Source organism: Bradyrhizobium sp. 139, assembly GCF_023074175.1.
GTDB lineage: Bacteria > Pseudomonadota > Alphaproteobacteria > Rhizobiales > Xanthobacteraceae > Bradyrhizobium.
On record NZ_JADPKS010000074.1, the window covers coordinates 12,062 to 31,554 of the forward strand.

The window sequence follows — 19,493 nt, forward strand, 5'->3', positions numbered from 1 at the left end:
CGATCGATACCCCCTTGAACTTGGACACCTTGCCGCGCGCGCCTCTAGGAGTCGCCGTGGGGAAACGTTCCGAATTGTAAGGAGGCGCATGATGAGCGCAGTGGTGTCCGCGGCGGACGTGAGGAGGTCTCGCGTCAGGCTGCTCATCGTGACCATGTTGTTCCTGGTCACGACGGTCAATTATGCCGACCGCGCCACGCTCTCGATCGCGGGCCCTGCGCTCTCGAAAGAGCTGCATCTCGATCCCGTTGCCATGGGCTACATCTTCTCGGCGTTCGGCTGGTCCTACGTGATCGCGCAGGTGCCGGGCGGCTGGCTGCTCGACCGCTACGGCTCGCGCCTCGTCTATGCATTGTCCATCATCGTCTGGTCGCTGTTCACGACGCTGCAGGGCTGGGTCGGCTTCTTGAGCGCCGGCACCGCGATCACCGTGCTGTTCGGCCTGCGCTTCCTGGTCGGTATCGCGGAGGCGCCCTCTTTCCCCGCCAACGCGCGCATCGTCGCGGCCTGGTTTCCCAGTAACGAGCGCGGCACCGCGTCGGCGTTCTTCAACTCGGGACAGTATTTCGCGACCGTGATCTTCGCGCCGCTGATGGGCTGGATCGCGCATGACTACGGCTGGCGCTACGTCTTCTTCGTGATGGGCGCGCTCGGCGTCGTGATGGGCCTGGTCTGGATCAAGACCATCTACGGTCCGAAAGAGCACCCCGGCATCAACGAGGCCGAGTTCGACTACATCAAAGAGGGCGGCGCGCTGGTCGATCTCGACGCGCCCAAAAACGATTTGATGCAGGAGCGTGCGCCCGAGTCCGGCTCCGGCTGGGACCACATCCGCCAGCTGCTCTCCAACCGCATGATGCTGGGCGTCTATCTCGGCCAGTACTGCATCAACACGCTGACCTACTTCTTCCTGACCTGGTTCCCGGTCTACCTCGTGAAGGAGCGCGGTCTGTCGATCCTGCAAGCCGGCTTCGTCGCGACACTGCCGGCGCTGTGCGGCTTCATCGGGGGCGTGCTCGGCGGCGTCATCTCCGATGCGATCCTGCGCAAGACGGGCTCGCTGACCATGGCGCGCAAGATCCCGATCGTCGGCGGCATGCTGCTGTCGATGTCGATCATCGCCTGCAACTATGTCGACGGACAGGCCCTCGTGGTCGGCTTCATGGCGCTCGCCTTCTTCGGCAAGGGCATCGGCGCGCTGGGCTGGGCGGTGGTCTCCGACACCTCGCCGAAGGAAGCCGGCGGCGTCTCCGGCGGCCTGTTCAACACCTTCGGCAATCTCTCTTCGATCAGCACCCCGATCGTGATCGGCTACATCCTGGCGGCAACCGGCTCCTTCAACGGTGCGCTGGTGTTCGTCGGCGCCAATGCACTGGTCGCCGCGTTCGCCTATCTCGTGATCGTGGGCAAGATCGAGCGCGTGGTGCTCAAACGTTCCTCCTGAGCCCTCCGAGACCATCGGAGCGGACCAGGCAACTCAACGGCGGCTTAAACAGCCGCCGTCTTTGTTTCGGGGGAGATCGATGCTAGAAGCGCCGGGGAAACGCCTTATCCATCTAAGGCATGTATCGATGTTCGACCTCAACCAGCTCCGCTGTTTCGTCACGGTGGCCGAAGAACTGCATTTCGGCCGCGCCGCAGCGCGGCTGAACATGACCCAGCCGCCGCTGTCGCGGCAGATCCAGGTGCTCGAGCACATCATCGACGCGCCGCTGCTCGAACGCACCAGCCGCTCGGTACGCCTGACCCCGGCCGGACGCAGCTTCCTGCCGGAGGCGCGGCGCATCCTGAAGCTCGCCGAAAGCGCTTCGCAGGTCGCCCGCCGCATCGCGCTCGGCAAGATCGGCTCGCTGAAGATCGGTTTCACCGCGGCGGCGGCCTACGGCTTTCTCCCAGAGCTCGTCGCCGCCTGCCGGGCAAGACTGCCCGAGGTCGATTTCTCGCTGAAGGAAATGGTCTCGGGCGACCAGTTCGAGGCGCTGAGTTCGGGCCAGATCGATGCCGGCCTGTTGCGTCCGCCGATCGCGCGCCCCGAAATTGCCAGCCGCCGCGTCGTCGCCGAGCCCCTGCTGGCCGCGGTCCCGAAAAAGCATCCGCTGGCGAATGCGGAAAGCATCACAATCAAGGATTTCGACGGCCAGCCTTTCGTGATGTATTCGCCCTATGAGAGCCGCTACTTTCACGACCTGCTGGTCGCACTCTTCACGCGCGCCGACATCCTGCCGCGCTATGTCCAGCATCTGAGCCAGATCCATTCCATCCTCGCCATGGTCCGCGCCGGCCTCGGCCTCGCCATCGTGCCGGCGGCGGCTGCGAGCCTCAAAATCGCCGACGTGCGCCTGCGGCCGCTCAAGCTGCGCACGCGCGTCCCGGTCGAATTGTTCATGGTCTGGCGCCGTGACGACGAGAATCCCCTGGTCTCGGCCCTGGTCAAAATCGCCGGTGAATTGTCCTCCGCGGAGACGATCGAAGATTGATGCTGATTTCGCATCAGTCGATATAGGCTTTGGCTTGGACGCGCATCGAACGGTCTCCTAAACCACGGCGCATGGACGCGCAGGCTTTCGTCGCGTCCTCCACATCACCAGACAAGGGAGCAGCGCCCATGAGCAAGATGACCCCGCAGGAAATGGCCCAGAAAATCGGATCGGGCCTCCTGTCCTTCCCCGTCACGCCGTTCAAGGCCGACTATTCTTTCGACGAGGCGACCTACCGCGCCAACATGGACTGGCTGTGCGGCTATGACGTCGCCGGCCTGTTCGCCGCCGGCGGCACCGGCGAGTTCTTCTCGCTGACGCCGACCGAAGTCCCGCAGGTGGTCAAGATCGCCGTCGACGAGACCAAGGGCCGCGTGCCCGTGCTCGCCGGCACCGGCTACGGCACCGCGACCGCCCGCGAGATCGCAATCGGCGCCGAGAAGGCCGGCGCCGACGGCCTGCTGCTGCTGCCGCCCTACCTCACCCATTCCGAACAGGAAGGGCTCGCCGCCCATATCGAGGCGGTGTGCGCCTCGGTGAAGATCGGCGTCATCGTCTACAACCGCGACAACGCCATCCTCCAGCCCGACACGCTGGCCCGCCTTGCCGAGCGCTGCCCGAACCTCGTGGGCTACAAGGACGGCATCGGCGACATCGAGCTGATGACCCGCGTCTACACCAAGCTCGGCGACCGCCTGACTTATATCGGCGGCCTGCCGACCGCGGAAACCTTCGCGCTCCCTTATCTCGACATGGGCGTGACGACCTATTCGTCCGCCGTGTTCAACTTCGTTCCGGAGTTCGCGACCAATTTCTACGCCGCCGTGCGCAAGCGCGATCACGCGACGATCCATGCCGGGCTGAAGGACTTCATCCTGCCGCTGATCGCGATCCGCAACCGCAAGAAAGGCTATGCGGTCTCGATCATCAAGGCCGGCATGAAGGTGATCGGCCGCGATTCCGGCCCGGTCCGCCCGCCGCTCACCGATCTGACCGAGCAGGAGATCGCGGAAGTGACCGCGCTGGTGAAGAATCTGCCCGCCATCCGATCGACACAACAGGCGGCAGAATAACAGACAACAACAGGGAGGAGGGCGCGATGGCCGAGACTGACATCTCCGGCGCGCCAGTCGCCGGCGCACCGGTCGTCACATCGATGCAGGTGATCCCGGTCGCGGGCCGCGACAGCATGCTCCTCAACTTAAGCGGCGCGCATGCGCCGTTCTTCACCCGCAACATCGTCATCCTCACCGACAATGCCGGTCACACCGGCGTCGGCGAGGTGCCGGGCGGGCAGAAGATCTGGCAGACGCTCCAGGACGCCCGCGATCTCGTGATCGGCAAGACCGTCGGCGCGATGAACGACATCCTCGTCGACGTCCGCACCGCCTTCGCCGACCGCGACGCCGGCGGCCGCGGCAAGCAGACCTTTGACCTGCGCGTGATGATCCATGCGGTCACGGCGATCGAATCCGCACTGCTCGACCTGCTCGGCCAGCATCTTAACCTGCCCGTTGCCGCGCTGCTCGGCGAAGGCCAGCAGCGCAAGAACGTCGAGACGCTCGGCTATCTCTTCTTCGTCGGCGACATCGGCAAGTCCAGACTCGACTACGTCGGCGGTGAGACCGGCAAGCCCGAATGGTTCAACCTCCGCCACCAGGAGGCGATGACGCCGGAAACGGTGGTGCGCCTCGCGGAGGCCACCCACGATCATTACGGCTTTGCCGACTTCAAGCTGAAGGGCGGCGTGCTCCGCGGCGAACAGGAGATCGAGGCCGTTACTGCGATCGCAAGGCGCTTCCCCAACGCGCGCGTGACCCTGGACCCCAACGGCGCCTGGTCGCTCGACGAGGCGATCCGGCTCTGCAAGGACATGCACGGCATCCTCGCCTATGCCGAGGACCCCTGCGGCGCGGAAGCCGGCTTCTCCGGCCGCGAGATCATGGCCGAGTTCCGCCGCGCCACTGGCCTGCCGACCGCGACCAACATGATCGCCACCGACTGGCGGCAGCTCTCTCATGCATTGCGCCTCGGCGCGGTGGACATTCCGCTCGCCGATCCCCATTTCTGGACCATGCAAGGCTCCGTGCGCGTGGCCCAGACCTGCCGCGACAACGGCCTGACCTGGGGCTCGCACTCCAACAGCCATTTCGACATTTCGCTCGCCATGTTCACCCATGTCGGCGCCGCCGCTCCCGGCAAGGTCACCGCGATCGACACCCACTGGATCTGGCAGGATGGCCAGGCGCTGACCAAGGAGCCGCTCCAGATCAAAGGCGGCAAGATCGCCGTGCCGGACCGTCCGGGCCTGGGTATCCAAATCGACAGGGCCGCCATCGAAGCGGCGCATGAACTCTATAAGCAGCATGGACTCGGCGCCCGGGATGACGCTATGGCCATGCAGGACCTGATCCCCGGCTGGACCTTTGACGACAAGCGTCCGTGCCTCGTGCGTTAAGAAACCTTCCTTTGGAGGAATGAGATGACTGCGATCCTGAAGAACTTCATCGGCGGCGAATGGGTCGACGGCTCCGGCGTCACCAAGAACATCAACCCCTCCAACACCAATGACCTCGTCGGCGAGTACGCCAAGGCCGACAAGGCGCAGACCGAGAAGGCGATCGCGGCCGCAAAGGCCGCCTTCCCCGCCTGGGCGCGGTCGACGCCGCAGGAGCGCTATGACGCGCTGAACAAGGTTTCCCTCGAAATCATCGCCCGCAAGGAAGAGCTCGGCCGCCTGCTCGCCCGCGAGGAAGGCAAGACCCTGCCGGAAGGCATCGGCGAGGTCGCCCGCGCCGGCCAGATCTTTGCATTCTTCGCCGGCGAGGCGCTGCGCCTGACCGGCGAAAAGGGCGCTTCGGTCCGCCCCGGCCTCGACGTCGAGCTCACCCGCGAGCCGGTCGGCGTGGTCGGCATGATCACGCCCTGGAATTTCCCGATCGCGATCCCCGCCTGGAAGATCGCGCCGGCGCTCTGCTACGGCAACACAGTGGTGTTCAAGCCGGCCGAGCTGGTGCCGGGCTCTGCGCATGCGCTGTCCGAGATCATCACCCGTTCCGGCATTCCCGCCGGCGTGTTCAACCTCGTGGTCGGCTCCGGCTCCGTGGTTGGCCAGACTCTGCTTGAGCACCCCGACGTCGCCGCGATCTCCTTCACCGGTTCGGTACAGACCGGCCGCAAGATCGCGCAGGCCTGCGTGCTGTCGAACCCGATGAAGAAATTCCAGCTTGAGATGGGCGGCAAGAATCCGTTGGTGGTGCTCGACGACGCCGATCTCAAGCTCGCCGTCGAGGTCGCCGTCAACGGCGCCTATTTCTCGACTGGCCAGCGCTGCACCGCCTCCTCCCGCCTGATCGTCACCGAAGGCATTCACGATCGTTTCGTCGCGGCGATGACCGAGCGTCTGAAAGGCCTGACAGTGGACGACGCGCTCAAGGCTGGCGTGCATATCGGCCCCGTGGTCGACCAGAGCCAGCTTGACCAGGACCTGCGTTATATCAAGATCGGCCAGGACGAAGGCGCCAAGCTCGCCTGGGGCGGCGAACTGCTAAAGCGCGAGACGCCCGGCCACTACCTCCAGCCCGCGATGTTCACGGAAGCCAACAACAACATGCGCATCGCGCGCGAAGAAATCTTCGGGCCAGTGGCGACCGTCATTCGCGCCAAGAACTACGAAGAGGCGCTGGCGATCTCCAACGACACCGAGTTCGGCCTCGCCTCCGGCATCTGCACCTCCAGCCTGAAATACGCCTCGCACTACAAGCGCAACAGCGAGTCCGGCATGGTGATGGTCAATTTGCCGACCGCCGGCGTCGACTATCACGTGCCGTTCGGCGGCCGGAAGGGTTCGAGCTACGGCGCCCGCGAGCAGGGCTCCTATGCGCGCGAGTTCTACACCACGGTGAAGACCGCCTATACCTATCCTGGTTGATAGGCCACGATCGTAGGGTGGGCAAAGCGAAGCGTGCCCACCGCTTACGTTCGGTATGAAGCATGGTGGGCACGGCGCGGTGTGCCTTTGCCCACCGTGCGACTTCAGTTTCTGAGGCAAGAGCAGATGGACCAGGACGTCGCAGCGAAAGAGCAGCCCCGCTACATCAAGCTCAACGAGCGCGACAATGTCGCGATCGTGGTCAATGATTTCGGGCTTCCCGCCGGCTCGCGCTTTGCCTGCGGACTGACGCTGCGGGCCTTCGTGCCGCAGGGGCACAAGACGGCGCTGGTCGATATCGCGCAGGATCAGCCGATCGTCCGCTATGGCGAGGTGATCGGCTACGCACTTTCGCCGATCCTGGCCGGTGAATGGGTCGACGAAGCCCGCATCCGCATGCCGGAGGCCCCTGCCCTCGACAAGCTCGAGATCTCCACCGCCGTTCCCGCGCCGCTGCCGCCGCTCGAAGGCTTCACTTTCGAGGGCTTTCGCAATCCGGATGGCTCGGTCGGCACCAAGAACATCCTCGGCATCTCCTCCTCCGTGCAATGCGTCAAGGGCACGATGGAATATGCGGTCAAGCGCATCCGCACCGAGCTCCTGCCCAAATATCCGAACGTCGACGATGTCGTGCCGCTGACGCATGCCTATGGCTGCGGCGTCGCCATCAATGCGCCCGATGCGGTCGTGCCGATCCGCACGTTGCAAAATCTCGCGCTCAACCCGAATTTCGGTGGCGAGATTTTAGTCATCAGCCTCGGCTGCGAAAAGCTCGCGCCGGAGCGGCTGGTGCCGGAAGGCGTCAGCGATGCCATCGTGCGGATGCAGGACGAAGCCTTTGACGGCTTTGGCGCGATCGTCGATGCGATCATGATCCAGGCCGAGGCCCGCCTGAAAATCCTCAACAAGCGCACCCGCGAGACCTGCCCGGCCGCCGATCTCGTCATCGGCCTGCAATGCGGCGGCAGCGACGCCTTCTCAGGCGTCACCGCGAATCCGGCGGTCGGCTTTGCCGCAGACCTGCTGGTGCGCGCCGGCGCCACCGTGATGTTCTCCGAGGTCACCGAAGTGCGCGACGCCATCCAGCTCCTCACCCGGCGCGCCATCAATGAGGACGTCGGCCGCGCGCTGGTGCGCGAGATGGCCTGGTACGATTCCTATCTCGCCCGCGGCGGCGCTGACCGCAGCGCCAACACCACGCCCGGCAACAAGAAGGGCGGCCTTGCCAACATCGTCGAGAAATCACTGGGCTCGATCGTCAAGTCCGGTTCGTCGGCCATCACCGGCGTGCTCTCGCCCGGCGAGAAGGCGACGCAAAAGGGCATGCTGTTCGCGGCAACCCCGGCGTCAGACTTCATCTGCGGGACGCTCCAGCTTGCCTCCGGCATGACGCTGCAGGTGTTCACCACCGGCCGCGGCACGCCCTACGGTCTCGCGGCTGCGCCCGTCATCAAGGTTGCGACCCGCACCGAGTTGGCGCGGCGCTGGAAGGACCTGATTGATTTCGACGCCGGCGGCATCGCCACCGGCGAGAAGACCATCGAGGAGACCGGCCGGGACCTGTTCCGCCTGATCCTCGACGTCGCCAGCGGCCGGACAAAACCGTGGTCGGATCGCTGGGGCATCCACAACGACCTCACGCTGTTCAATCCTGCGCCGGTGACCTGAGCAGAACGGCTCGCCAGCGCGAATTCGGAGAGCGAAGCTCGTTGATTTACGCACCGTCATCCCGGCAACGCCGCGAACCCGAAACGAAGCACGCCTCACGTCATGCTGCCCGGCATGAAGCAGCGCACGCGCGGGTGGCCGTCGACATAGTGCTTCCAAACCATGGTGCGGCCGATCTTGTTCGGCTCGCTGATCACGGCGCCGTCGGGGACGACGACCCATTCCTGGTCGAGATGCACGCGATAGTGCCCGCGATCGGACTCCCAGTCGACGTCGGCCACGACATAGCCGTCCGCATCCGAGCAGCATTGCCCGTATTCGCTGTGCAGGCTCTCGAACCAGGGTTTTAGCGGCGAGTTGGCGTAGCGCCCGTCGTCGCGCGCCGGCGCCGGTATACCCTGCAGCGCCGTCAGCCCCAGCAGCGTCGCTGCACATAATGCTGCAAGCCTCATATCGTCTCCGCGGAACCATCGTCGCAGGGGACGAACAATGCCGCCCTCCTCCGCGCAAATGAGACAGGCGCGGCGCCGGCGACTCGTTCCCCCAGCTTTTGCGACAGCTATGCAAATCTGGCGCCAGCGTGCATTCCGTGGAACTACTGGCGCGAGGAGATGTGCTTCCTGGCCAGCAGATCCGACCGACTTGCCCGCAAACGAAGTTCAGCCGCGGTGCATTCGCATTCGACGCTCGATCTGCGATGCATTCGCATCGCAGGCCTCGCATCTCAGGATGACGGGACTGCGGTTCGCAATGACGGAACTGGGGCCACCTCTGAGAGTGAATGCGCCTACTGCTTCGGCGCCGGCGCCATCATTGCGCCGCCCTTCTTCGTCGCGGGTGCGGGCGGCGGTTTCGTCGCGGCGGCCTGCGCGGGCAGATATTTCGCGACGATGGCGGGATCGACCTGCGCGAGGTTGGTATCCGGGAGGCGCGTCCAGGTCTCATCCTTGCCAAACAGGGAAATGCCGAGGAAGCCGCGCATGGTCAGCGTCTGCCCGTCCGGGCTCACCGACATCTTGGCCTTCCAGATGTTGCCGTCGCGCGGATTGACCACGTTGCCGCCATCGTATTTCAGCCCGTCGCGCTTCATGTCGCGGATGAAGGAGAGCCCGAGCACCGGCGCGTTCTTGCGGTCGTCCGTGCATTTCGCACAGACCTCGTTCGGATCGTCGCCCGGGCGCGGAAAGGTCTTGGCGATCACGCCTTCGAAGATGCCGTTGTGGTCGATGAAGAGAAACCATCCTACCGTCTTGCCGTCTTCGACCTTTTGCCAAAGGCCTGCGGCAGTCGGCTGGGCCTGCGCCGTAGCTGGGAGTTGCGCTGCAGCCGGGCTCACCGCACCGAGCGACAGCGCGAGCGTAAGCAGCGAGAGCAGCCGGAAGCTGGAAAAGAGGTTCCGCATTATGATCACCTTGCTAACCCGCGACTGGAATGGCCGCAGACTACGGCGATTTCGCGAACGGTTCCAGCACCAGAAACATGGGGCATCGCCCGCCCGCAACCCGGCCGTCAGTTGACACCGAGCTTCTTTTGCAGGCTGGAGGACGAGGTCGTGTACTGAAACACGAGCCGCTTCTCCGGATAGACGTAGCGATGGGCCTTTTGCGACATCAGTGCGCCCTCGTGGAAGCCGCACAGGATCAGCTTGATCTTGCCGGGATAGGTGTTGATGTCGCCGATGGCGAAGATGCCTGATACGTTGGTCTCGAACGCTGACGTCTCGACCGGCACCAGATTGTTCTCCAGCGCAATGCCCCAGTTCGCGACCGGACCGAGCTTCATGGTCAGGCCGAAGAACGGGAGCAAGGTGTCGCAGGCGATCTCGGTGATACTGTTGTCGTTGCCCTTGAGGGTGGCGCCGGTGAGCTTGCCGTCGCTACCCGCCAGCGCGGTAACCTGGCCCAGCCTGAGATCCATCTTGCCGGCAGCCACCAGCGTGCGCATCTGCTCGACGCTGTGGGGCGCGGCGCGAAAATCGTCGCGCCGGTGCAGCAGCGTGATGCGCTTGGCGAGCGGATGCAGGTTGAGCGTCCAGTCGAGCGCGGAGTCGCCGCCGCCGACGATCAGCACGTTCCTGTCGCGAAACTGTTCCATCTTGCGCACGGCGTAGTGCACCGAGGTGCCTTCATAGGCTTCGATCCCCGGCACCGGCGGACGCTTGGGCTGGAACGAGCCGCCGCCCGCCGCGATCACCAGGACCTTGCACTCGAACACCTTGCCGGCGTCGGTGGTGCAGCGAAACAGGGGATCACCGATCTTCTCCACCGTCTCCACCATCTCGCCGAGGTGGAAGGTCGGATGGAACGGCTTGATCTGCTCCATCAGCGCGTCGGTGAGGCCCTGCCCCGAAACCTGCGGAATGCCGGGAATGTCGTAGATCGGTTTTTCCGGATAGAGCTCGGCGCACTGGCCGCCGATCTTGTCGAGGATGTCGACGAAATGCGTCTTCATGTCGAGAAGGCCAAGCTCGAAAGCGGCGAACAGACCGCAGGGGCCGGCGCCAATAATCAGCACATCGGTTTTGATCACATCGCTCATGTCGTCTCTTTATCGATCGTTATCGGTGGACGGCGCCCCCGCGGGCAGAAGTGACCCTGCCTGTCTAGCCAACGGGGATGGATCAGGGAAGGCATAAAAGCGGTGGCGCCCCGCAGCCGCGCCCACTTGCCGGCTTCGGATAACTGGGCTGTAACGAGCAAAGATATGACGGAGATCAATCGGTGAACGCAGAAAGCCGCCTCGATACGACGCCGCGCCTGGAGGACTATCCCTATCGTCTCAGTGACAATGTCCGCTTCGGCGATCTCGATCCGAACCAGCACGTCAACAACGCGGTCTACGCAACCTATTTCGAGACCGGTCGTGTCACGCTGATGAAGAGCCCGGAATACGGGCTGACGCCGCCGGGCCTGGCCTGGATCATGGTGCGGCTCGACATCCATTTCCGCGCCGAGTTGCACTGGCCGAACACGATCGAGCTTGGGCTTGGCGTCGTGAAACTCGGACGGACGTCAGTGACTTTCGAGCAGGTCGTGTTTTCGGAAGGAAAGTGCATCGCGTCGGCGATGTCGGTCGGCGTCATGCTCGACGAGGCGACGCGGCGTCCGGTGCCGCTCACTGCGGAGATAATCGAGAAGCTCAGACCGTGGCACAAGCGCGGCATCGAGGTCGCGCCGCCGCCGCATAATTAAAGAGAGGAGCGCTTAGGCCTGCCGTTCCGGCGTCGCAACGACCAGCCCGTCGAGCTCGTCGGAGACCTTGATCTGGCAGGACAGCCGCGAGTTCGGGCGCACGTCGAAACCGAAATCGAGCATGTCCTCTTCCATCGGCGTCGGGCTGCCGACCTTCTCGCGCCAGACTTCGTCGACATAGACATGGCAGGTTGCGCAGGCACAGGCGCCGCCGCATTCGGCCTCGATGCCGGGAATGCTGTTGCGGATGGCGGCTTCCATCACGGTCGCGCCGTTCTCGACTTCCACCGTACGGGTTTCGCCCTTGTGGTCGACAAAGTTGATCTTGGCCATGTGTGCTCGTGCTGCCGCGATGTTGCGAATGAATGAGGGTCCGGGCTGTCCTATAACGGGTCGATCCGCCCGGCGCCATAGCGTTTTGATGCGAAGTGAATCCCGCTTGGCGGGAAGAAAACGCGTCAAAACAAAAGACTAGAGCCCGGTCCTGACCCTGTCGCCCTAAGGCTTCAGGATCGCCTCGATGGCGGCGCGGGCCTCGGTCACCGCCTCTTTCAGCTCGGCGAAGGCGTGGGGCCGGCCATCGCCGGTCCGGATCGCGGTCTCCAGGCTGGCTGCGGCATCCGCCACCGCAAAGGCGCCGATTCCGCGCGCCGAACCCTTGAGCTTGTGCGCGAGCGCGCCGGCTTCGGCCGGAAGGGCCGCCATCGCCGCGATCAGGCGGACCGCCTGCTCGGCGAACATCGCCAACACTTCCTGTTCCAGTTCGGTGTCGCCGAGCGTCATGCGCGAGAGGTGATCGAGGTCGAGAGGGCCGTCGATGGGTGCAAGCGGGGGCGAGGGCATCCAGTCCATCCGTTGCAGTTCAGGCGTCATGGCACAGGCCCCGGCATCGCGCGACGGTCCGCCGGTCCGGCGGTCAGGTTCCTCCCACCCAAGCATGAAAATGGTTAACGAAATGTTGGGGCTGTTTACCTGATTCCGCCCGTTTATTGACGAAAAGTTGCCGCAATCCGGCGAGTCCGGTGGAGAATTGTATTTATTGCTAAGGCGTTACGGCGTGATCCTGTTAACGATGATTAAGATTGTCTTAATCGCAGGCATTTCATTCGCGACGCTCTGCCAATAGGATGTTGCGGAAATTGGCGGACAAGCCGTCCGGGTGGGGACGGCTCGGAAATCCGCGCAAGCGGCATGATCCGGTCTGTGGGCTTGCGTAGCGCGCAGGGCTCGCGGGGGGACGCGTACAAGTAACGAGGGCTCGGACTGAACATGGCGAACACTCCGAAAAAGGTCAAAGACCCCACAGAAGTTGCGCTTTCTGCGATCCAGGAAGCCCTGAACATCAGCGACACGGCCGCGGACACCAGCCGCAACGCCTCGATGCGCAACGAAACGTCGTCTCCAGGGGCGCCGCCGGATCCCCCGATTTTCGACGAGCCGAATTTCGAGCCGCGTCCTGCCGCCAACGAACGGGCGGTGTTCGACCCGATCGAGGAGCCGCGTTCGTCGCGCCGCGCCGCCAATGACGACCGCGAGACGATCGGCCAGTTACTTCAGGCGCTTCAGAAGGGCCGCCCTGCCCGCAGCGTCTATACCTTCGCCACCATCTTCGCCGGCGTCTGGCTCGCGGCCTGCGCCGCGCTGACCGTCGGCTTCCTGCCCTCGATCCAGGCCGCCATGGGCCAGAGCGGCGGCGTGCTCGTTATCGCCGGTCTGATCGCGATGTTCTTCGCGCCCATCATGCTGTTCTACTTCCTGGCGAGCCTGGTCTGGCGCGGCCAGGAAATGCGCATGATCGCGCAGGCGATGGCGCAGGTCGCGATCCGCTTCTCCGAGCCGGAAGGCTCGGCGTCCGATTCCATGGTCACCGTCGGCCAGGCCATCCGCCGCGAGGTCGCGGCGATGGGCGACGGCATCGAGCGCGCCATCGCGCGCGCCGGCGAGCTCGAGACGCTGGTCGCCAACGAGGTTGCGGCGCTCGAACGCGCCTATTCCGACAACGAAGTGCGCATCCGCGCCCTGCTCCAGGACATCGCGCATCAGCGCGACAATCTGGTCGGCCAGGCCGAGCAGGTCCGCAGCGCCATCTCCGGCGTGCAGATCGATTTGCGCCACGACATCGCGCTGATCTCGGACGCGATCGCCTCGCGGGTCGACGAAGTCGCCAAGAGCATCACCGGCGCGCTGGAAGAGCGCGGCGCTCATATCACGGGTGCCCTGAGCAACGCCGGCGACAACATGATCCTCGCGCTCGGCGAGCGCGGCGGCGACCTGCTCGACCGCCTCGAGGAGGCCAGCAACGAGACCACGCGCGCCGTGCTCGACGCCAGCGAGCGGCTGACCACCAGCCTCAATTTCAAGACCGGCCACGTCCACGACGAGTTCGTCGACCTCGCCGACCGCGTCCACGAGATGCTCAACGAGCGTATCGACCGCATCACCGGCGAGTTCGAGCAGCGCTCCGCCGCGATCGTCGACGGCATCTCCGAGCGCACCGAGCAGGTGCACGATAGCCTGAAGAATTCGTCGGACTCGCTGCTGCTCGAGCTCGAGCTGCGCTCCAACGACCTCTCCGCCAAGATCGACGACGCCGGCAACCGGCTCGCCGGCCAGATCATGACCTCCGGCGACAAGGCGAGCGAGGCGCTCGACGCCACCGTCAACACGCTCGTCGCCAAGGTCGTCAGCCAGACCGAGACCGCGCACGACTCGCTGTCGCTCCAGATGAGCGCGTTCGACGAGCTGGTGAAGAACCAGGGCACCGAATTGGTCGAGAAGTTCGCCCGCGACTCCGGCACCCTGGGCGCGCTGATCACACGCCACATCTCCGAGTTCGACCGCACCGTGAAGACGTTTGGCGGTGAGATCGTCGAGCGCATGGGCCAGCGCACGGAGGACATCGCCGAGACGCTGAAGACCTATGTCGACAATTTCGATACCCGCTTCACCTCGAACGGCGGCGACATCACGGCTGTCCTCGACCAGCGGCTGGTGCAGTTCGAGACCACGATCGGCGAACGCGTCACCAATCTCGACTCCTCGCTGAACGACAAGATCGCCGGCCTCGACGGCACGATCGAAGGCCACATCAAGACCTTCGACAACCAGCTTGTCGGCCGCGTCGCCGCGCTCGAACAGTCGTTCGACACCCGCGCCAGGTCGGTGACAGAAACCATTGACGGGCGCCTCAACACACTCGCCACGACGCTGACTGACGGTGCCGCCCAAGCGATTCAGTCGGTCGATACGCGGCTGACGCACCTCACGACGACGCTCACCGGCGGCGCCTCGGAGGCACTCGAGTCCATCGACTCCCGCCTCACCCACCTCACGACGTCCCTGACCGACGGCGCGTCGCAGGCGATTGAGACGATCGACACGCGCCTCAACCATCTCACGACCTCGCTCACCGATGGCGCATCGCAGACCATCCAGTCGATCGATACGCGGTTGACGCACCTCACGACGACGCTCACCGGCGGCGCCTCGCAGGCGCTCGAATCCATCGACACGCGCCTCACCTACCTGACGACTGCGGTGACAAACGGCGCCTCGCAGGCCGTGCAGTCGATCGACACGCGCCTCACCCTCCTGACCTCGACGCTCACGGACGGCACCGCGCAGGCGATCGAGGCGGTCGACCGCCGCATCACCGGCGTCACCGAGATCATCGACGGCCGCAGCACGCATCTGACCGACACGGTCACGGCGCGCTTCCAGGACATCCACCAGGCCATCGAGACCAAGGTCGGCTCGGTCGCCAGCGATATCGACGTGCGCGTGGCGCAGTTCGAGGACCTGCTCGGCTCGCGTGTCGAAGCCGTTGCCGGCCGCATCGAAAGCAGCGGCCGTCAGGCCAGCGAGGACATGATGTCCCGCGCCGAGATGATCTCGACCGCGATCCGCTCGCATGTCGAGGACGCCGAGCGCTCGCTCACCAACCTCGTGGTCAACACCAGCGAGACGATCCAGACCGGTGCGCGTACCGCCCAGCAGTCGCTGATGACGGTCTCCTCCGACGTCAACGCCCAGCTCAAGATGACGTCCGCCGAGGTCGAGCGCGCGCTGACCGCGGTCGGCACCGGTGCTGCGAACTCGATCCTGACCAGCGCCCGCGAGGCGCAGTCGACCCTGGTCGCTGCCTCCGGCGATGCCTCCAACCAGATCAAGTCGCTGTCGGCCGACGTCGAACGCACGCTGTCGGCGGCCGGTTCTGCCACCGCAGCCTCGATCCTGGCCGGCGCCCGCGAGGTGCAGACCACGCTCGTCACGGCGTCCTCGGACGCGGCCAACCACGTCAAGACGCTGACCGCCGACGTGCAGCGTTCGCTCTCGATGGCCGGCTCCACCACGGCGGAATCGATCACCGCCGGCGCCCGCGATGCGCAGAGCGCGCTGATCGCGGCCTCGAGCGAGACCGCCAACCAGATCAAGGCGCTGTCCTCGGACGTGCAGCGTTCGCTCTCGATGGCCGGCACCGCGACGGCCGAGACCATCATGACCGGCGCCCGCGAAGCCCAGAGCACGCTCGTCAATGCGTCCTCGGATGCGGCGAGCCAGGTCAAGTCGCTCGCGGCCGAAGTGCATCGGTCGCTCTCGCAGGTCGGCCAGTCGACCGCCGAGACGATCACGACCAGCGCCCGCGACGCCCAGAGCACCCTGCTCTCCGTCTCGGCCGAACAGACCAGCCAGGTCCGCTCGCTCGCGGCCGAGATGCAGCGCGCGCTGGCGACCGCCGGCGGCGCCACCATCGAGGCACTCACAAGCGGCGTACGTGAGGCCCAGGGCACGCTGATCTCCGCCTCGACGGACGCGGCAGGCCAGATCAAGTCGCTGACCACGGACATCGAGCGCACGCTGACCTCGGTCGGTGCCGACACCGCCTCGACCATCCTCAGCAGCGCGCGTGAGGCGCAGACGTCGCTGACCTCGACGTCGGCGGATGCCGCGAGCCAGATCCGCGCGATCTCGACCGAGATCGAGCGCACGCTGAGCACGGCGACGGCGAACGCGACCAACGACATCCAGACCAGCGCGCTCAACGCCCAGAACGCGTTGATCAATGCCTCCAACGAGGCGAGCTCGCGGGTCAAGTCGAGCTCGGCCGACGTCGAGCGCTCGGTGCTCGCCGCCAGCAGCAGCTTCGGCCAGGCCATGACCGGCAAGACCGACGAGATCGTCACCTACGTGCAGCAGCAGTCCGATCGTCTCGCGAACATGATCGACGCCAAGCGCGGCTCGCTCGTGGACGCGATTGGTTCGAAGACCAGCCAGCTCACGCTCGACATCGACCGCGTCACCTCGGATGCACTGAAGTCGATCGAGACGCGCGGCCATGCGTTCTCGCAGACTATGATGGGCAACGGTTCCGAAGTGGCCCGCACCATCAACTCGGCGAGCGAGATGGCCACAGGTGCCGTCAACAAGTCGCTCAAGGACCTCGAACAGGCCTCGCGCGCGGCGATCGACCAGTCGCGCCAGGTCTCGATCGCGGCCGTCACCGAGATGCAGGAGACCAGCAAGATCCTGCGCACCGACACGGTGGCCCTGTTCGAGCGTCTGCGCGAAGGCAACATCCTCCTCCAGGAGGTGCTGACCGGTGCGCACGACAATCTCAACTCGCTCGAGCGGGCGCTGGTAACGCGCGTTGCCGACTTTGTCTCGGCGATGAATGACGTCACCACGCGCAACGGCGCGGCGACGCAGAACCTGGAAGACCAGCTCAACGTCTTCAATACGAAGACCACGCGGGCGCTCCAGGATCTCGGCGAGCTGTCGACCCAGTTCGATGCACATGGCAAGGCACTGGTCGATGCCGCGCAGGTCGTCGAGCAGAGCAACAAGAACACCACCGCGTCCCTCGCCGAACGCAAGCAGGCGCTGGAATCGCTCGTCACCACGATCGACCTGCGCACGGCCGATCTCGACCAGCGGCTGTCGCGCTTCACTGGCCTGCTCGATGAATCGCTGGCAGCCGCCGAAGAGCGTGCCCGCGACATCGCCCGCGTCGTGGCGGAGACCGCCGGCGCAGGTTCCGCCGCGATCACCCGCCAGTTCGAGGCGGTGCGCGCGGCGTCCGAAGAGGAGCACCGGCAGACCGTCGAATCCATGCACGACATCTACCGCCAGACCACCGACGAGGCGGATGCGATGTTCAAGCAGTCGACCGAGAAGTTCAGCAACCTCGTCTCCAGCATGAAGCAGATGGCGTTCGAGATGCACAACGAGCTCGAAGCCACCCGCAACGAGCTGCGCCGCGGCGTGCTCGAGATGCCGCAGGAGGCTGCCGAGAGCACTGCGCAGATGCGCAAGGTGATCGTCGACCAGATCGAGGCCCTCGCCGAGCTCAACCGCATCGTGGCCCAGCATGGCCGCGGCCTCGACGTCACCACCACGGGCCGCGCCGCGGTGCAGCGCCAGGAAGAGCCGGCGCTGGCAGCCGTCGGTGGCCGCACGACCGAGACGCGCATGCGCGACACCGGCAGCGCCTCGACGCTGCCGCCGCCGGACCTCGGCATGCCGGCCTCGCGCCGCGCCGAGGCGCCGCCGGTCGCGCCCGCGGGCAGCGACCAGGGCCGCGACGGCTGGCTGTCGGACCTCTTGAACCGCACGGACGCCAGCCAGGGCGCTCCAACCGGCCGTGAGGCGCCCCGTGGCCGCGCGGCACCCGCGCCGCAGCCGCAGGCTCCGCAGGGTGGCAGCAATCCGCTGGAATCGCTGTCGCTCGACATCGGCCGACTGATGGACCGCAACCTCGCCGCCGAGATGTGGGACCGCTATCAGCGCGGCGAGAACAAGGCCTTCACCAAGCGTCTCTACACGCCCGCCGGCCAGAAGGCCTTTGACGAAGTCGCCCGCAAGTACCGCGCCGACCGCAACTTCAAGGCCACGGTCGACCGCTACGTCGCCGAGTTCGAGCGCCTGCTCGACGAAGTCGCCCGCGACGGCCGCGGCCCGCAGGAGCTGCGCAACCACCTGACCTCGGAGACGGGCCTGGTCTACACCCTGCTCGCTCACGCGGCGGGACGACTGGGGTAAGCAGCCCGCAGCAACAGCGAATAGCTTAGCTAACGAAAACGGAGGCCTCACGGCCTCCGTTTTTGTTTGGATCGTCATTGCGAAGAGCGAAGTAACGAAGCAAATCCAGACTGCCCCTGCGGCGGCAGTTGCCGCTGCGGCGCACTCCTTTTCCTTCTCACCTTGTGGGAGAAGGTGGCGCGCGCAGCGCGTCGGATGAGGGGTTTCTCTCCGCGCACGAATCTCTCTCGGTTGAACATGAGGGGACAACCCCTCATCCGGCGCTTCGCGCCACCTTCTCCCACAAGGGGAGAAGCGTTCCCGCCTACTGACGCCTGCGCTCCGTCGCGGCGGGCCTCGGCGCTTCCGCCGGCGGCGGAGCGGCCGGTGGTGCGCTGTTGCTGGCGCCGAACAGCACGCGGGTCGGGTTGCGATCAAAATTGTTCACGGCTCGGCTGATGTCGCCGAGCGTGCGGCGGCCGTCGGTCATCAGCGCGCCGGAGCGCTTGTCGAAATCATCGGCCAGTTCGCGGATCGATTTCACCGCCTGGAACAGTTCGCCGCCGTCCTTGCCGCCGGCCAGCGTATTGAGGCCGAGCATGAGGCTGTCGGCCTTGAGCATGACACCGTCGACCCTGGCCATCACGCCGTCGATCTTTTCGGAGTTGCGCGCGAGCGAATTGGTGAAGGTCTCGAGGTTCTTCAGCGAGTTCTTCACCGACTCCTGATTGTCGGCGACGATCTTGTTGATGTTCTGGAGCGTGCCGCGGATCGCCTCGGTGACGTCCTGGAGCTTGTTGGGATCGGCCGTCAGCGTCGGGATGCCGTCCTCGTCGAGCGGCGGCGCGGGAGCCGCCTCCTCGCCGCCCTTGAGCGAGATCGCGGCAACGCCGGTCAGGCCCTGGAATTCGAGGCCGACCAGGGTGTCCTTGCGGATCGGGGCGTTGTTCTCGACCATGGCGAGTGCGACAACCCGACGCGGGTTGTCCAGCTTCACTGAGACCACCTCACCCACTCGGATACCGTTGAAATTGACGCTGCCGCCATTGCGCAGGCCTGCCGCCGGGCCCTCGAACACGACCCGCAAGGGGCTGCGCTGTTTGGTGGTGTGCAGCGACTGGAACCACAGCACGAAGCCGATCGCCGCGGCGATCACCGCCAGCGTAAACGATCCGATCAATACGTAATTTGCCCGCGTTTCCATCAGCT

Annotated in this window: 14 protein-coding genes; 8 read left to right on the forward strand and 6 right to left on the reverse strand. The window is 65.3% G+C overall.

The features are described from left to right. Positions 1–91: 91 nt before the first annotated feature. The 6 genes from IVA80_RS17970 (at position 92) to garD (ending at position 8,076) form a co-directional block, all read left to right on the forward strand. A complete protein-coding gene (locus IVA80_RS17970) occupies positions 92–1,444 on the forward strand; it encodes an MFS transporter (RefSeq protein ID WP_247432902.1) in 1,353 nt (450 codons plus the stop codon). Positions 1,445–1,571: 127 nt separating this feature from the next. Next, on the forward strand, positions 1,572–2,477 hold the full coding sequence (locus tag IVA80_RS17975) for a LysR substrate-binding domain-containing protein (RefSeq protein WP_247432905.1): 906 nt from the start codon (positions 1,572–1,574) through the stop codon (positions 2,475–2,477). A gap of 128 nt (positions 2,478–2,605) precedes the next feature. Beyond that, positions 2,606–3,550, forward strand: a complete 945-nt coding sequence (gene kdgD, locus IVA80_RS17980; protein WP_247432907.1) for a 5-dehydro-4-deoxyglucarate dehydratase — start codon at positions 2,606–2,608, stop codon at positions 3,548–3,550. A gap of 26 nt (positions 3,551–3,576) precedes the next feature. After that, positions 3,577–4,935, forward strand: coding sequence for a glucarate dehydratase (gene gudD / locus IVA80_RS17985; RefSeq protein ID WP_247432909.1), 1,359 nt, complete (start codon positions 3,577–3,579; stop codon positions 4,933–4,935). A 24-nt stretch (positions 4,936–4,959) separates the two neighbouring features. Further along, complete coding sequence (locus IVA80_RS17990) at positions 4,960–6,408, forward strand: aldehyde dehydrogenase family protein (protein WP_247432911.1); 1,449 nt, start codon at positions 4,960–4,962, stop codon at positions 6,406–6,408. 126 nt (positions 6,409–6,534) lie between these two features. Then, positions 6,535–8,076 carry a galactarate dehydratase gene (garD, locus tag IVA80_RS17995; protein ID WP_247432914.1) on the forward strand — a complete coding sequence of 514 codons (1,542 nt, stop codon included), beginning with the start codon at positions 6,535–6,537 and terminating at the stop codon, positions 8,074–8,076. A 95-nt stretch (positions 8,077–8,171) separates the two neighbouring features. On the opposite strand, the gene IVA80_RS18000 is transcribed toward garD, so the two are convergent. The 3 genes from IVA80_RS18000 to IVA80_RS18010 all read right to left on the reverse strand — a co-directional run bounded on the left by IVA80_RS18000 (position 8,172) and on the right by IVA80_RS18010 (position 10,614). Continuing rightward, positions 8,172–8,528, reverse strand: a complete 357-nt coding sequence (locus IVA80_RS18000) for a hypothetical protein (RefSeq protein ID WP_247432916.1) — start codon at positions 8,526–8,528, stop codon at positions 8,172–8,174. A 335-nt stretch (positions 8,529–8,863) separates the two neighbouring features. Continuing rightward, positions 8,864–9,478, reverse strand: coding sequence for a DUF2147 domain-containing protein (locus IVA80_RS18005; protein ID WP_247432918.1), 615 nt, complete (start codon positions 9,476–9,478; stop codon positions 8,864–8,866). Between the two features lie 107 nt (positions 9,479–9,585). Further along, a complete protein-coding gene (locus IVA80_RS18010) occupies positions 9,586–10,614 on the reverse strand; it encodes an NAD(P)/FAD-dependent oxidoreductase (RefSeq protein ID WP_247432920.1) in 1,029 nt (342 codons plus the stop codon). A gap of 182 nt (positions 10,615–10,796) precedes the next feature. Here IVA80_RS18010 and IVA80_RS18015 point away from each other — a divergent pair, with 182 nt between their 5' ends. Continuing rightward, positions 10,797–11,267: a thioesterase family protein gene (locus IVA80_RS18015; RefSeq protein WP_247432922.1), complete on the forward strand. Its 471-nt coding sequence runs from the start codon at positions 10,797–10,799 to the stop codon at positions 11,265–11,267. Between the two features lie 12 nt (positions 11,268–11,279). Here the strand turns inward: IVA80_RS18015 and IVA80_RS18020 are convergent, their stop codons facing one another. Both IVA80_RS18020 and IVA80_RS18025 read right to left on the reverse strand, forming a co-directional pair. After that, a complete protein-coding gene (locus IVA80_RS18020; protein WP_212487626.1) occupies positions 11,280–11,600 on the reverse strand; it encodes a 2Fe-2S iron-sulfur cluster-binding protein in 321 nt (106 codons plus the stop codon). A 165-nt stretch (positions 11,601–11,765) separates the two neighbouring features. Next, entirely contained in the window at positions 11,766–12,140 is a 375-nt protein-coding gene (locus tag IVA80_RS18025; RefSeq protein ID WP_247432924.1) for an Hpt domain-containing protein, read from the reverse strand. 396 nt (positions 12,141–12,536) lie between these two features. Between IVA80_RS18025 and IVA80_RS18030 the strand changes: the two genes are divergently transcribed. Continuing rightward, the gene (locus tag IVA80_RS18030) at positions 12,537–18,305 is read left to right on the forward strand and encodes a negative regulator of septation ring formation (protein ID WP_247432926.1); all 5,769 of its coding nucleotides are present in this window, start codon (positions 12,537–12,539) and stop codon (positions 18,303–18,305) included. A gap of 304 nt (positions 18,306–18,609) precedes the next feature. Here the strand turns inward: IVA80_RS18030 and IVA80_RS18035 are convergent, their stop codons facing one another. After that, complete coding sequence (locus tag IVA80_RS18035) at positions 18,610–19,488, reverse strand: MlaD family protein (protein ID WP_247432929.1); 879 nt, start codon at positions 19,486–19,488, stop codon at positions 18,610–18,612. Between the last annotated feature and the right edge of the window lie 5 nt (positions 19,489–19,493).

Excerpts from the sequence above, each read along its gene's own strand:
- IVA80_RS17970 (WP_247432902.1), top strand. The coding sequence starts at position 92 with ATGAGCGCAGTGGTGTCCGCGGCGGACGTGAGGAGGTCTCGCGTCAGG.
- IVA80_RS17975 (WP_247432905.1), top strand. The coding sequence starts at position 1,572 with ATGTTCGACCTCAACCAGCTCCGCTGTTTCGTCACGGTGGCCGAAGAA.
- kdgD (WP_247432907.1), top strand. The coding sequence starts at position 2,606 with ATGAGCAAGATGACCCCGCAGGAAATGGCCCAGAAAATCGGATCGGGC.
- gudD (WP_247432909.1), top strand. The coding sequence starts at position 3,577 with ATGGCCGAGACTGACATCTCCGGCGCGCCAGTCGCCGGCGCACCGGTC.
- IVA80_RS17990 (WP_247432911.1), top strand. The coding sequence starts at position 4,960 with ATGACTGCGATCCTGAAGAACTTCATCGGCGGCGAATGGGTCGACGGC.
- garD (WP_247432914.1), top strand. The coding sequence starts at position 6,535 with ATGGACCAGGACGTCGCAGCGAAAGAGCAGCCCCGCTACATCAAGCTC.
- IVA80_RS18000 (WP_247432916.1), bottom strand. The coding sequence starts at position 8,528 with ATGAGGCTTGCAGCATTATGTGCAGCGACGCTGCTGGGGCTGACGGCG.
- IVA80_RS18005 (WP_247432918.1), bottom strand. The coding sequence starts at position 9,478 with ATGCGGAACCTCTTTTCCAGCTTCCGGCTGCTCTCGCTGCTTACGCTC.
- IVA80_RS18010 (WP_247432920.1), bottom strand. The coding sequence starts at position 10,614 with ATGAGCGATGTGATCAAAACCGATGTGCTGATTATTGGCGCCGGCCCC.
- IVA80_RS18020 (WP_212487626.1), bottom strand. The coding sequence starts at position 11,600 with ATGGCCAAGATCAACTTTGTCGACCACAAGGGCGAAACCCGTACGGTG.
- IVA80_RS18025 (WP_247432924.1), bottom strand. The coding sequence starts at position 12,140 with ATGACGCCTGAACTGCAACGGATGGACTGGATGCCCTCGCCCCCGCTT.
- IVA80_RS18030 (WP_247432926.1), top strand. The coding sequence starts at position 12,537 with ATGGCGAACACTCCGAAAAAGGTCAAAGACCCCACAGAAGTTGCGCTT.
- IVA80_RS18035 (WP_247432929.1), bottom strand. The coding sequence starts at position 19,488 with ATGGAAACGCGGGCAAATTACGTATTGATCGGATCGTTTACGCTGGCG.